Annotated in this window: 10 protein-coding genes; 2 read left to right on the forward strand and 8 right to left on the reverse strand. The window is 41.9% G+C overall.

Features of this window, described 5'->3' with window-relative positions; translation table 11 throughout:
• Position 1: 1 nt before the first annotated feature.
• The 8 genes from ACFFRD_RS08110 to ssuD all read right to left on the reverse strand — a co-directional run bounded on the left by ACFFRD_RS08110 (position 2) and on the right by ssuD (position 10,463).
• Complete coding sequence (locus ACFFRD_RS08110) at positions 2–2,335, reverse strand: GMC family oxidoreductase N-terminal domain-containing protein (protein WP_392481097.1); 2,334 nt, start codon at positions 2,333–2,335, stop codon at positions 2–4.
• A gap of 1,004 nt (positions 2,336–3,339) precedes the next feature.
• Complete coding sequence (locus ACFFRD_RS08115; RefSeq protein WP_392481098.1) at positions 3,340–4,686, reverse strand: NAD(P)/FAD-dependent oxidoreductase; 1,347 nt, start codon at positions 4,684–4,686, stop codon at positions 3,340–3,342.
• Positions 4,687–4,924: 238 nt separating this feature from the next.
• Positions 4,925–5,149, reverse strand: coding sequence for a hypothetical protein (locus ACFFRD_RS08120; RefSeq protein WP_392481099.1), 225 nt, complete (start codon positions 5,147–5,149; stop codon positions 4,925–4,927).
• 41 nt (positions 5,150–5,190) lie between these two features.
• Positions 5,191–6,141 (reverse strand): D-2-hydroxyacid dehydrogenase, encoded by a 951-nt coding sequence (locus tag ACFFRD_RS08125; RefSeq protein ID WP_392481100.1) that lies wholly within the window; start codon positions 6,139–6,141, stop codon positions 5,191–5,193.
• Positions 6,142–6,229: 88 nt separating this feature from the next.
• A complete protein-coding gene (locus tag ACFFRD_RS08130; RefSeq protein ID WP_392481101.1) occupies positions 6,230–7,177 on the reverse strand; it encodes a D-2-hydroxyacid dehydrogenase in 948 nt (315 codons plus the stop codon).
• Positions 7,178–7,513: 336 nt separating this feature from the next.
• Positions 7,514–8,284, reverse strand: coding sequence for an ATP-binding cassette domain-containing protein (locus ACFFRD_RS08135; RefSeq protein ID WP_392481102.1), 771 nt, complete (start codon positions 8,282–8,284; stop codon positions 7,514–7,516).
• 116 nt (positions 8,285–8,400) lie between these two features.
• Positions 8,401–9,228, reverse strand: a complete 828-nt coding sequence (gene ssuC / locus ACFFRD_RS08140) for an aliphatic sulfonate ABC transporter permease SsuC (RefSeq protein ID WP_114081405.1) — start codon at positions 9,226–9,228, stop codon at positions 8,401–8,403.
• Positions 9,229–9,314: 86 nt separating this feature from the next.
• The gene (gene ssuD / locus ACFFRD_RS08145) at positions 9,315–10,463 is read right to left on the reverse strand and encodes an FMNH2-dependent alkanesulfonate monooxygenase (RefSeq protein WP_392481103.1); all 1,149 of its coding nucleotides are present in this window, start codon (positions 10,461–10,463) and stop codon (positions 9,315–9,317) included.
• Between the two features lie 857 nt (positions 10,464–11,320).
• Here ssuD and ACFFRD_RS08150 point away from each other — a divergent pair.
• Together ACFFRD_RS08150 and ACFFRD_RS08155 are read left to right on the forward strand one after the other, a co-directional pair.
• On the forward strand, positions 11,321–13,216 hold the full coding sequence (locus ACFFRD_RS08150) for an iron uptake porin (protein WP_392481104.1): 1,896 nt from the start codon (positions 11,321–11,323) through the stop codon (positions 13,214–13,216).
• A 450-nt stretch (positions 13,217–13,666) separates the two neighbouring features.
• Entirely contained in the window at positions 13,667–14,377 is a 711-nt protein-coding gene (locus tag ACFFRD_RS08155) for a TVP38/TMEM64 family protein (RefSeq protein ID WP_392481105.1), read from the forward strand.
• Positions 14,378–14,485 lie beyond the last annotated feature (108 nt).

The following is a 14,485-nucleotide window of genomic DNA, read 5'->3' on the forward strand; positions in this document are numbered from 1 at the left end:
GTTAAATGTAGACTTCCGCTAAAGTGCCGGCAAAGAAGCGACTGAATCTATCTATTGCTTGTAGGCGTTCCCCAATAGTATCTGCGTTGGTAACTTTCATAGTGGTCATTTGTTTGATGAAGTCCATCGGCTGAATTTTGAGAATGCCTTGACCAACAATGGGATCATTTTCACTGTCACCCTCATAAACGGTAATGAATAGTGTGGTGGTGTCAGACCAAACATCGAATCCTGGGTCATCATGAATTTGCTTGAAGCCTTTCAAGTAATAACGTTGTCCTGATTGCGTCATCATGTGTAAGCGATAACGCATTTGTCTGGTTTTTTGTTGACCTTGTTGGACAACAAACAAATTAAAATCGCTATTGTTAACGGTTAGGGCTTCTGGTGATAGAACGGGGGCTTTAACTATACCAACTATTTTCCCTAGGTGTTCGGGGTCGTTGAGTAGTTTGTCTAAATCATCGGCAATAACTGTGACGGTGAACTCTAGAGGCGAGTTGTCTTGTTTACCTTGCCAGAATGCAGGCTGATAGTTGTCGTCTTTGACTGCGGTAGAAAAGTAGCCGCGCATGGTCTCGGTGAATTGAATACCGACTGTGGTAGAACGGGTAGTGTCACCGTTGACTATGGGCGGGGTAGTCAAATCATAATTAATCGTCCAACCCCGGTCTTCAGCAATGAGGGTACAGCAGCGTTCTGCTAGAGCAGAGATTGTCAGTAGTGGATTTACACCTAATGTCCGAGGAACTATTGAACCATCGGCTACATATAAGTTTTCGTAGACGTTTGTTCCTTGGTTGCTAGCAAATACTTGTCCCTTATGGTTGACAACACCGTGTTCAGCATCCTCCGCTAAGATACAGCCTCCTAGTGGATGGACTGTAACTAAGTCATGACCAAAGGCATCAGACCAAATGGGGTTAGGAATTTGTGTACCGCCTAGGGGTTCGGTGGCTTCTGTAAGACGATTATTGACTCGTTGAAAAATGGGTTGACTTCCTACATCTTGCCATTTAATGCGGAGACGGTCATTTTCTAAGTACATTTGTCCGGCCGCATCATCATGGGTCATGACTAAGTAAGTTTGGGTGTTGCGGACTGCACCAGTGTAAGCACCATGAGTCAAACTCTCAACTTCGCGGATTTTTTCTTCGATGCGATCGCCTAAACCAGAGTCGGTGTCTTTACCTAAAATTTTGGCAGCCGCCGCAAGGGTTTGGGGTAATATAGCAGCTAGACCTCCAGGAATTGAGCCTTCTTCAATAACTAGTCCGTTATCTAATTGGGGCTGTTCTCGCATATCTATGATACCAGTGATACATGGCCCTACTGGTTCTTGGGCATTCTCCGGGCGATCGCCAAAACCAATACCGTTAATTACTTGCTCGGTGTTATAGCCAAAAGCTAGGACATCACCATTCCCTGTAAAATTATGTCCCAATTTCTCAGATACAGCTAAACCAGCAGCTTGAGAACGCAGCAAAATTTCTGTAGATCCCAATGTCCCAGCCGCCAGAATCACAATATCAGCACTGACAAACATTGTGGGAGCGTTAAAGTTTTCTTGTCCCGTGTTTAATAATTGGTAATGGACTAGCCAGCGATTCCCCTGACGTTCAACTCGTCGCACGGAAACTTGTGTATAGATTTCTGCACCGTGGTTTTTTGCATCTGGGAGGTAATTCATCAACACGGTGTTTTTGGCTTTATTATTACAGCCAGAAACACAATCACCGCAGAGATTACATTTGTTTTGTTCTACACCGACATGATTCACCCCATCTTTAAATGTCACATTGATGGGGGGACGATAGAACTTTTCATTCAAATATTTAGACGATTTTTCTAAAGCTTGTAATTTTGGCAGCGGAGGAAAATTTTCGGGGTAGGGAGTAGGTTTGAGCATTTCCTCCGCACGACGATAACCTGCGGCTAATAAAGTCCCAACATCATCACGCAATTCCTTTGGCCAGCGTGAATCTGCAAATACACGCGGTTCAGCTTGTAATGACACATTGGCGTTAACTAAAGATGTTCCACCTAGTCCACAACCAATAAATACATTAATGTCTTTATTCACATGAAAGTCATATAAAGCTGTGTGCGAACCTAGATGATGTTGTGGTAAATCTATCTGCATTTGTGCCAATGCTTTACTTTGAGTTTTGGGATATTCACCAGGTTGGAATTCTTTCCCTCGCTCTAAAATACACACTTGCTGTCCGGCTCGTGCTAAACGCGATGCGGCAATACTACCACCATAACCAGAACCAATAACTACAACTGTATAGTAATTTTTTAAGTTTTCAATCGGGCTGGATAAACGAGTCATTATATTCATCCTTAAAAATTATGGGCATGAAAATATACACTCATCTAGATTACAAATGGAGGCAAAAGCTAATCTAATGAGAATTTCTGATGATGCAGTAGGATTTTTAACTACTAGTATTGCAATTCAAAAGCAATCAAAGCTTTTCCAGAAAATTCAATAAAAATGGTATCGATAATAATTTGTTGTCCTGTACAAATTGCACTCAAACCTAATCCCTAAACCCTTCACTAAAAGGTAAGGGTAGTAAGAATTAACCTCTCTATCTCTGTGGAGGAGAGGTGTAGGCAGGGATTATATGAATAAGTTATGTGTGGCTTTAATCAAAACTAAAGCCTGATTAATTTGGATTAGACAACCAATTTAGTTATACGATTCAGTTATCGGAGCTAACTCGGTGTTATATGCAGGTTAACAAGAAAGTTAACATTCTTTTACTTAAATTAACCAAGATAATGATTAAATTAACTCTGAAATTTATACATACTTATAGTATGTACAATTTCAGTCACAGCGTAGCATTGCAGACAATTTTTGGCAATGTTCAATTCGATTTTGTTCACGGGTTACTTTAATAGGACTTATGCAAAACTACAGACGGTAGGGGCAATTCATGAATTGCCCCTACCTGAGAATCAGGGTCAAGAGGACTTTTCAAACATCCTCTTATAGCAGTTCTCAGCCTTTGTGAGGTACAAGAACCCCAACCCCCTCACCGCGTAAGCGGTAAGGGGGCTATCTATATCAGGCTATCAACGACAACATTGATTTGGTTGATAAATATTTCTACCTCAGAACTTATGCCAGGGTGCTAGTCTGACAAAACGCATAGTTTTTGAAGAGGCTATGCCAGCACCCACGCTTGCCCCTAAATTGGGGGTTTTCCTTAGCTATAATTTGGCAGACTTCACCAGTTTGGTAGATGTTTGATACTTTCGTTCGCTCCATTATTCACTGCACTACATCTTTGACGATTCTACCAGTCGACAAATGCTGTAATGAAGTTACAGAGGTGTCCCAGAAGGCTCTTGCACTATATTGTTAACAGTTTTTGGTTCTACAAAAGCTTCTCTACCTGTAATCAATCTAGAGCGACGATTACGAGTGATATAATTCCATGCCCACTGAAATACTACTAGTAATTTAGTGTCAAACTCGATTAAGAAGTAGATGTGAACTAATAGCCAAAATGCCCAAGCAATGAAACCTGTGAGTTTGATTAAGCTTAAATCTACAACAGCTAAATTTTGCCCAATCATCGCCAAACTACCTACATCGTTGTAATGAAATTGTGGCAAAGTCTTACCTTGAAGCCGTCGTCGAATTAGTTTACCTACATACTCTCCTTGTTGTTTAGCTACAGGTGCAACACCAGGTAAAGGTTTAGCATCTTGATGGGAGAAGTTGGCTAAATCTCCAATTACGAAAATGTTGTCATAACCCTCGATAGACAAGTCAGGTTCTACAATTACACGCCCAGAGTAATCGCGCTCTACACCTGTAGTTTCTGCTAAGACTTTCCCCATTGGCGAACCTTGAACACCTGCTGCCCACAATATAGTTTTTGAGGCAATTTCTGTAAATTCATTGTCTTGCTTGAAAGTAACAATATCACCTTCAATATTTGTCACCCTGGTGTGAGTGTGGAGTTCTATACCCAACTTTTGCAAAGATACTGCTGCTGATGCCGATAACTCTGGCGCCATGTGTGGGAGGATGCGAGGGCCACCTTGTAATAGTAAAATTCTCGTTTCTGAGGTGTCGATGCTGCGGAAATCTTCTTTGAGAGTTTTGTATGCCAATTCTGCGATCGCACCTGCTAACTCTACACCAGTCGGGCCACCCCCCACAATCACAAAACTCAACCAAGCACGACGTTTTTCGGGATCAGTTTCTTTTTCTGCTGCTTCAAATGCGCCAAATATCCGGCGACGCATTTCTATCGCATCTTCCACAGTTTTCAAGCCAGGAGCAACTTCTTCCCAATGATCCTTACCAAAATAGGAATGGTTAGCACCTGTGGCAACAATTAATGTGTCATAAGGTACTACTTCATCACCCAAAATAACTTGTTGTGCTTTTGGATCAATCTCACTTACTTCTCCCAACAACACCTTTGTATTCTTGCTTTTGCTGAATACAGATCGCAATGGTGCGGAAATATCAGAAGGTGATAGCGTACCTGTGGCAACTTGATATAAAAGCGGCTGAAATAGGTGAAAGTTTCGTTTATCAATGAGAGTAACATTTACATTCGCTGCATTCAGACCCTTTGCTGCATACAGTCCACCAAAGCCACCACCAACAATGACAACCCGATGTGGTGCATTCTTTTCAAGTGAGACTTCCATACGAGATATTTCCTTGTGTTAAGAACTTGTAACTATTCTTAACAAAGATGTAACAGCATTATGATAGTGGTTGCTGTTTATTTAGAACAATTGAAAAAATACTAAAAGTATCCAAAGTTAGTATTCACTACTTTTATTGGACTGCCTCTCTAGATATCCCTCTTGTGTCACTTTTCCCAGATAAAAGATGAAGTTCTTGCTACACAAGAGTTTCATGATAAAGCGATGATGATATTTATCATACTAGAAAATAAAGCCACAAACCCAACCCTAGTCTAAGGTTTAAACATTGCTTTTGATTCTTGTGTTCAGAGAGTGACCGAAGAGGAGTGTGGGGAGTGTGGGGGGTAAGACTTCTTCCCCATCCTCCCACACCTCCCACACTTCCCACACCTCCCACACTTCCCACACCTCCTACACTTCCCACACCTCCCACACTTCCCACACCCCTTGGATTTCTCACTTGTGAGAAATCCAGGCTAATGCCCAATTCCCAATTCCCAATCAATATCCCGCTTTCTTGTCTACGACATTCCGCAAGGGTTGACCGGTTTGATAGCGTTTAAGATTGTCGATAAACAGTTGTGCTATGCGCTCTCTCAGTCGTGGTGACAGGGCTGAACAATGGGGGGTAATAAAGGCGTTCGGCAACGACCACAAAGGACTTTCCGGTGGCAGAGGTTCTGTAGCCACTGTATCTAATCCAGCACCTGCAATCCATCCCTCACTTAGTGCGGTGAATAATGCTGTTTCATCAACGATCGCACCACGAGCAATATTAATTAAGTAAGCAGACTGACGCATAGAGCGCAAGGCGGCTTCATCGATCAAGCCTTTCGTTTCTGGGGTTAGTGGCGTGGCAATTACTACATAGTCGGCTGCGGGTAGGAGCGATCGCCATTCATCAGCACCAACAATCTTGTCAAAATTCGGTAGGGGTTCGGGATGGCGGCGGCTCCCCCAAACTTTAACACCAAAGGCTTTAGCGCGAGATGCGATCGCTTGACCTATATTCCCAGTGCCGAGAATTAATAAAGTCGTGTCTGCTAACTCTTCGAGAAACACTCCTCTTACCCAGGTGTGTTCATCCTGTAAAGTTTGCAATTTCCGCAGATTCTTAGCGTGATAGAGCATGAATGCCAGTACAAATTCCGAAATTGGAATTGCGTGAACCCCTGCGCCATTAGTAAGGATAATATCCTTTTGCAAAAAATTTGGCGTAAGGATGTGATTAACGCCAGCACTCGGTGACTGTTGCCAACGCAGCCTGGGCGCTGCTGTCAGCACTTTGTCAAGGGTAGAAGCTTTCAAGTAAAATCCGTTGACATAAACTTCTGCATCACTGACATCACCATCAAGATTACCTTCACTATCCACCTCCACAACATCTACATCAGATGGTAGGTGTGGCTCAATATCAGCAATGAGATGATCGGGTAAAATCAGTTTCACCATTTGCTACTCCCTAATTCCATTTTGGATTTTGGATTGTGTAACCCAATTGGCAACACCTCTTCATTTTTAATTTTTAATTTTTAATTATTTAGTATCCTGCTTCTTTGTCTACTACATTTCGTAATGGTTGACCAGCTTGGTAACGCTTCAGATTGTCGATAAATAGTGCTATTGAACGCTGTTTGCTTCTTGGTGAATGGCCTGAAGTATGAGGCGTGATAAAGATGTTAGGAAGTGACCATAAAGGACTTTCGGGTGGTAACGGTTCTGAGTTAACTGTGTCTAATGCTGCACCTGCAATCCAACCTTCTGTGAGTGCTTTTATTAAAGCCGATTCATCGACTACACCACCGCGAGCAATATTAATTAGGTAGGCATGTTTTGGGAGCGATCGCAATACAGATTCATCAATAAATTCTTTGGTTTCTGGAGTTAGAGGTGTTGCAATAACTACATAATCAACTCCTGGCAGGAGCGATCGCCATTCATCAGCACCCACTACTTTATCAAAATTTGGTAGTTCTTGGGGATGACGGCGACTGCCAATAATTCTTAAGCCGAAGGGTTTAGCACGGGCGGCGATTTCTTGACCAATACCACCGGCACCGATAATTAATAAGGTAGCATCTGTCAATTCTTGGATGGCAAAGCCTCTTTTCCAGTGACGTTCCGCTTGTAGAGCATATAATTCTTGTAGGTGTTTGGCATGAGCTAGGATATAAGCGATCGCAAATTCTGCGATCGGAATTCCATGCACTCCAGCTCCATTGGTGAGGATAATATCTCTTTCCAAATAAGTTGGTGTCAGGATGTGATTCACCCCTGCATTTGGTGCATGATGCCAACGTAGTGCAGGTGCTGCTGCTATTATTTTATGTAGCGTCGGACTTCTGGTTAAAAACCAACTAAAATAAACCTCAGCATCAGTAGCATCACCATCTAAATTTCCTTCAACATCTACTGTGACAACCTCTGTATCAGGCGGTAGATGAGGCTCAATGTCAGCAACGAGATCGAGCGGTAAGATCAGTTTCATGGTAGATAACCTCTTTTATCTTTACAGAAATATCTCTATAAATTGCTTGTGATTTACTAATAAATAAAAGCACTATTTACTAAATCATTTGTGGCAATATCTCTTTATTCTCTCTGTGTTCTCTACGTCTCTGCGGTTTGCTTTGAAGGAGAATTCAGAATCAAGCGCTTTTTCGGTCAGAATACCTAATGGAATTCTGACTCTTGACTCCTGTTTCGATAAAAAATTATTTTTTACAAATTAGATAACTATATTAATAACATTGATTCTCGAAGTAGCCTATTTTTACCACAGCTACCTCAAGCATTACATTAATCAACTAACGAAAGCTAAATCTCAACTACTCAACTGCAACAATTGGTTATTTGACTGAGTACTTTCATTGCTCATTACTCGCTGGAGAACTGCTTCTCTGATATTGATAAACACTTCGCTACTTCTATCTCGTGGGCGTGAAAGTTTCACAGGTAGATCGAGAGAAATCTGTCCTTCATCAATCACTATCACTCGGTCTGCCAACGCCACAGCTTCTTCTACATCGTGAGTCACTAAAAATGCAGTAAATCTCCGCTCTTGCCATAAGTTCTCAATCAAACCCTGCATCTCTAGGCGAGTTAGAGCATCCAATGCTCCTAAAGGTTCATCTAACAACAACAAACGGGGCTGACTAACTAATGCCCTTGCCAATGACACCCGTTGCCGTTGTCCACCAGATAAGACATAAGGCCACTCATCAGCTCTATCTTTGAGTCCGACTTTATCGAGTGCCCACAAAGCTTTTTCACGCCAATTGCCTTCCAAGCCTAACCCCACATTCTGAACAACGCGCTTCCACGGCAGTAAACGGGGATCTTGAAACATCACTGTTACAGAGCGGCTGAGTCTACGCAGTGGTTCTTCATCCAGCAGTATTCCGCCTGAAGTTGCTTTATCTAATCCTGACACCAGACGCAATAAGGTACTTTTACCACAACCACTACGTCCGACGATAGCGACAAATTCACCTGCTTCAACTTCTAAATTTAGCGAGTTTAAAACAGTTTTCTTCCCGAAAGCTTTCGTCAAATCCAAAATACTTAGTTGCGTACCTTGTACATTAGAACTCACTTGCAAAACCTCATTTTTTTAGAATAATTGGGATTGATTTTTTGGGTAACATATTGAATTTAAAATCACACTTAAAATCAAGACTACTTAAGTTTTGATCTTGGTGATTTTGCCATTTATGACCTTTGATAGTTAGGATTCCAAGCCAAGAATTTGGTTTCTAATCCTCTGGCAACAGCATCTGCTAATTTACCCAGCAGTGCATAGATAACAATACTCAAAACCACAACATCAGTTTGCATAAACTCACGGGCATTCATTGCCATATAACCAAGTCCAGAATCTGCTGCGATCGTTTCTGCCACAATTAATGTCAGCCACATAATCCCCAAAGAAAAACGGACACCGACGAGAATTGAAGATAAGGCTCCTGGAAAAATAATTTGCCACAGAAGTTGTGGGGTTTTCAATCCATAGACTTTTCCCATTTCAATCAGTCCAGGATCTACACTGCGAATGCCATGAAATGTATTAAGATATAACGGGAAAAATACCCCCATAGACACTAAAAATAATCTAGCTTGATCGCCAATACCAAACCAGAGAATTACCAGGGGAATTAATGCCAGATTAGGGATAGTACGGAGCATTTGCAAGGAACTATCCAATAACTTTTCTGCTATACGGGAAAAGCCATTGAGCAATCCCAAACCGAATCCAATACTACCACCAACTATAAAACCAGATATCGCTCGTCCAGCGCTTATTCCTATATGCTGAAAAAGTTCTCCGGTGGAGGCTAGTCTAATGGCTGTAGCGATTACGCCACTAGGGGCAGGTAAAATTCTGGTTGAAAGTAAACCAGTTCTGGAAGCAAATTCCCAAAGTACTAGGACTAGAACGGGTACAATCCAGGGAACTATTTTATCGATTTGCGGGTTTTCTAACACCTCGCTCAGGGATATATTATTGTTTCTTTTGGTGTGTTTAAGGGTAATAGTCATGGGATTTTAGATTTCCGCAAAGATGAATCTAGAAGCATCGTCAACATAATTTGTAATTAAAAAGCAAATTACAAATTACAAATTATTCATGAAGCGCTCGTTAGTTGTTTAGCAAATTTTTCACTGCTAACTATTTCGCTAACAGTACTCAAGACTGGTGGCGTTAGCGGTGCAGTTTCTTTCTGCAAAGGTAAACGTGGAAATAATAATTCAGCTGTGCGATACGCCTCTTCTAAATGGGGATATCCAGAGAACACAAAGGTTTCTATACCCAAATCTTGATATTCCAGCATCCTAGCGGCAACAGTATCGGGATCTCCAACTAAGGCTGTACCAGCACCACCCCGTACTAATCCAATTCCTGTCCACAGGTTGGGGCTAATCTCTAGGGTTTCTCGACTACCACTATGTAGTTGACTCATCCGTCGCTGTCCTTCAGAATCAGAACTAGCTAGGTGTTGTTGAGCTTTTGCGATCGCATCCTCATCAACATACTTAATTAGCTCATTGGCAGCATCCCAAGCCGCAGACTCGGTTTCTCGCACAATTACATGCAAGCGAATCCCAAAGCGGACTGTTCTACCTTGTTCAGCCGCCAGTCGTTTAACCTCAGCAATCTTTTGAGCAACTTGCTGTGGAGGTTCGCCCCAAGTTAGATAAACATCTATATGTTTAGCAGCAACGCGCTTTGCAGCCGCAGATGAGCCACCAAACCACAATGGTGGATAGGGTTTTTGGACTGGTGGGAATAGGAGTTTACCACCTTTGATATCCAGGTAGTTTCCTTTAAAATCGACTGTTTCCCCACTGACGATACCCCGCCAAACGGTAAGAAATTCATCGGTTAAATCATAGCGATCGTCATGACTAAGATGCAAGCCATCTCCAGCGAGTTGCACCGGATCTCCACCTGTCACCACATTAATTAACAATCTTCCTTTAGAAATCCGATCAAATGTTGCTGCCATTCGTGCAGCAGCACCAGGAGAAGTAATTCCTGGACGAATTGCTACGAGAAATTTCATCTGCTTGGTGACAGATATAAAAGCGGCGGCAGTTATCCAAGCATCTTCACAAGAACTCCCTGTGGGTAACAATGCACCCGTGTAGCCTAAATTATCCACAGCTTGAGCAATTTGCTGCAAATAATCAGGTGTGGCAACACGAGAGCCAATATCTGTGCCTAAATAGCGTCCGTCATGAGATCCAGTAGGAATAAACCAGAGAATTTCCATATCTATCAGGGTATGAGAACTTAATATACGATTATCCGATCGAATTGCCGTATTTTATAGACAAAATTCTACCCGATATTATCTAAAAATCAAGCCTAATTTAACCATTAGTAAAAAAGGGCTGCCTGAATAAGGAACTCCTTAGTCGGTAATTTTGACACTTTTGTAGTCAGAATTGCTGTGTTGGAAAATACAACTTTTAATCGAGTAAGGCAAAAAGGAGGCAATAGGCAGGAGGAATCCCCATAAATATAGGGGGTTTTTACCAAGTGACTATCTGCGGTGATCGCCTATGGCACGCTACGCGATCGCATCTGCTTGGGTTGAGTTGACCTAACCAATAATTTTGATATATTTTCTTTTCATGAATAAATACTGGGTCTTGCATTGTAACAAGCTCTATGCAAAGATAATTTTACGCAAAATCCGGTAAATCTATCGACTTATCGTTTTATCTGCTTTTCTTAACAATTGAGATTGTGAAATCTAGCTGCTTACTAATTAGTGTATTCAGCTAATGTTAATTGTCAATCAATAGCTTGAATTAAATTCAAGATTTAGTCGATGCCAGTAGCCGTTGATGAATTTTGTTGCCTTATCTCACCAGTCGCACTCCAATATCAAACCGAATTTTGAATTTTGTTTTGAGAATTTTCTATGAGTTTTGGAGTCTACACTGAATTGCCTAGTAATGGTTACGATATTTATCGGGGATTTGCACTTTTCTTACTAGGGGAACCTTTGCTAACTCATTAGCTAATGGTTTAGCACAAATATTTCATCAATAATTTCTGCTAGTTTCTCTGTCAAAGCTAGAGCTAATTTATTCGTTTTTCAGGTTGAGGAGTTCAAGAGTAATGTCGAATTTTCGCTCTAAATATAGATACATAATGTTCACGTTCTTGTTGCTAGATATTCTAGCCATTCTGGTTTTTTATCCAGTAAAAAGTCACGCTGAACTCCCTAAATCTGATGTATCTACTGCTGAAGCAGAAGTGAACAAAGCTCCAGAAGCAATTGTCAATCAAACACTAGAAACTTCAACGATAGAGACAGAAGGCAAAGGGCCAGGAGAGGTCGCATCCCCTCCTGCTTCCTGTGCGCTATCCTGTGTCCTACCTTCTTCTTCAATTCCACCGCTAACTGGTAAAAAGGCTACCAGCCCAGAACGAGTCACACCTGTCTCGCAATTGTTGGAAGTTGTACCGCCAACTAACAAAAAAGCTCCAAATAATGCAGCAGGACAAGTAACATCCGTCTCACAATTGTCAGATGTTTTGCCGACAGATTGGGCATTTCAAGCACTACAGTCTTTGGTGGAGCGCTACGGTGTAATTGCTGGATATACAGATGACACATTTAAAGGGAATCGTGCCCTAACACGGTATGAATTTGCTGCTGGGTTGAATGCTGCTTTAGATCGCCTCAATGAATTAATAGCGACTTCAACGGCAGATTTGGTCAAACGAGAAGACTTGGATGCCATCAAAAAACTACAAGAACAATTTTCTCCAGAACTTGCTCAATTTAGGGGACGCTTAGATAACTTGGAAACGCGGACTGCGAAATTAGAGGCAAATCAGTTTACAACCACAACTAAACTTATAGGTCGAGCGCAGATTGTTCTTGGCTCGGTTCTGGCTGGCAATAATGTCGTTACCAAAAGACCTGCACCTCGCAATGCCACACTTCAAGGTTCAACGACTTTACGGTTAAACACTAGTTTTAACGGTAAAGATTCACTAAGCTTATCGCTGTCAGGTGGAAATATTGAATCATTAGGACAAACAAGAGCTGGATTATTAGGAACTTTTGAGGGGAGAACTGCTGATAACTCCAGTATTACCTTTGCACGTAATACTATTCTTCTCGGTGGCGTGCGGTATCGTTTTTTACCTAATCCAGATACTCAAGTTAACATTTATGCTCTGTCTGATGGAGCTAGTGAGATAGGTCTTTCTGGCCCTATAAATCCATATTTTGAATCGTCTTCTGCAACCGGTGCTAATGGGATTTCACGATTTTCACGGCGGTCTTTGGTCTATAACTATGGAGATAGCGGGCCCGGAATTGCCATACTCCAAAAATTAGGCAAACAGGTTCAAGTGGGGATAGCGTACAGCGCACCAAACGGTGGTAATCCCACAACTAATAATGGCTTATTTACAGGCAGGTATTTAGCTTTAGCACAGATAATCTACTACTCCTCTAATCGAAATTTTCGGGTGGCGGCAACTTACGTCAATACTTATAGTCCAGCGAATACCCAAGGTCTAAGCGGAACAAACTTCGGCCCAGCAGTCGGTAGTAACCTGGTAAACAGCACCGTAGCTGGAGCGGGAACTGTAGCCAATCTTTATGGACTACAGGCGTTCTATCAAGTTAATTCCAAGTTGGCAATTAATGGATGGATAAGTTATGGAGCGCACCGCTATTTGGGGCGCGGTGATGGTAGTGCAATGGATTGGGCCGTAGGACTAGCATTCCCCGATCTTTTTAGTGAGGGTGCTTTAGGGGGAATTTTAGTTGGTATGGAGCCGAAACTCACCAGGCTCAGTCAGGGTGTAAATTTGGGAGCAGGTGCAGGACAAGCAGACAAAGATACCTCCCTGCACGTTGAGGCATTTTACCAATATAAAATCGGAGATAATATTGAGGTGACACCTGGTTTGATATGGATTACTGCACCGGACTCTGATGCCAACAATCCTGATAGTTTATTTGCTTGGGTTCGTACTGTCTTTAGATTTTAATCGGTGAAAACTAAAGATATAAGTTTTCTAGTAATGTAGAACTTTGACCGAAGAGGCAGTGGAGGTAGAGGGCAGGGAGCAGAGGGCAAGAGGAGGCAGGGGGAGACAAAGAAACAAGTGTATTCAGAGCTATTGCGGTAGTAAAAAGTACTAAAAGGTTCTCTTTACTTCCCCTGCTGCCTCACTTCACGATGCTCTCACTTTTTCGCGTTGCTCCCCCTGCCCCCCGCCCCCTTTCCTCTTTATTGACACTCCCCAGACTGAACAAATATCGCTACACTGGCATATCCTTAATAATGGATTGTCAAAAACTTAACTGTTCTCAAGATTCTTCCAGCTGTGAAAAACATCTTGAGGACATTTCGTTTTTGAATCGCTTATGCGAGTTAATTAAAAGGGATATTTGCGAAAGATGGCTTGTGTTACAAAAAAAGTAGGAGTAGAGTTCTAGTGTGGAACTTGAAAACTGGTATTTTACTACTTACGCTGAGTTGCATAATTGCAACTGGTATAGCAGTATATCTGATTGGTGGCATTGAACCAGCACAAATTCAGGCTTTGCTGAAATCTTCTGGTATTTGGGCACCCATTATTTATGTTGCTTTGTATGTTGTAGCAACTATGTTAGTTCTGCCCTCAACAGTGTTGAATTTGACTGGAGGTGCAATTTTTGGCCCTTGGCTGGGTACTTTCTGGACTAGTTTTGGAGCAATTATTGCGGCAATTATTGCTTTCGTTTTTACTAGAACCATTGGACGGAAAACAGTTGCAAAACGACTAGCAGGACGCTGGCAAGCTATGGATGCGGAGGTACGGCGTGGAGGGCTTTTTTATATGTTTGCCATCCGACTAGTACCAATCATGCCTTATGGCTTAGTAAACTTTGTTGCTGGACTGACTTCGATTAGCTTTAAAGATTATGTGATGGGTACAACACTTGGTACTGTTCCTAGTGTCTTACCTTTTGTACTACTAGGTAGTTCTGGTTTGAAAGCAGTCAAAACAGGTGATTTTTTGCCGCTAGTACTAGCTTTGGGCTTAACTGGAATACTAGTAGCAGGGTCTACTTGGTATCGCCATCGTCGGACTTTTCCTAAAAAAGCTGTAGAAAGCCTTAAAGAATCTGACTCTTCAGATGACATCAACCCGGAGAATAAATAAACTATAACAATCTGACTTGAATCTTGCTAAGTATACTGAGAACTAAACCATTTATCATGAGAAGCAGTCTGTCAGCTTGGCTGTTTCAAAATTAAACGGAATTCCTAG

The sequence above is a fragment of the Nostoc sp. C110 genome (genome assembly GCF_043099725.1).
In the GTDB taxonomy this organism is placed as follows: Bacteria; Cyanobacteriota; Cyanobacteriia; order Cyanobacteriales; family Nostocaceae; genus Nostoc; species Nostoc muscorum_A.

Coding starts and splice junctions, on each gene's coding strand:
- ACFFRD_RS08110 (WP_392481097.1), bottom strand. CDS start 2,335: ATGACTCGTTTATCCAGCCCGATTGAAAACTTAAAAAATTACTATACA.
- ACFFRD_RS08130 (WP_392481101.1), bottom strand. CDS start 7,177: ATGAAACTGATCTTACCGCTCGATCTCGTTGCTGACATTGAGCCTCAT.
- ssuC (WP_114081405.1), bottom strand. CDS start 9,228: ATGACTATTACCCTTAAACACACCAAAAGAAACAATAATATATCCCTG.
- ACFFRD_RS08125 (WP_392481100.1), bottom strand. CDS start 6,141: ATGGTGAAACTGATTTTACCCGATCATCTCATTGCTGATATTGAGCCA.
- ACFFRD_RS08115 (WP_392481098.1), bottom strand. CDS start 4,686: ATGGAAGTCTCACTTGAAAAGAATGCACCACATCGGGTTGTCATTGTT.
- ACFFRD_RS08150 (WP_392481104.1), top strand. CDS start 11,321: ATGTCGAATTTTCGCTCTAAATATAGATACATAATGTTCACGTTCTTG.
- ssuD (WP_392481103.1), bottom strand. CDS start 10,463: ATGGAAATTCTCTGGTTTATTCCTACTGGATCTCATGACGGACGCTAT.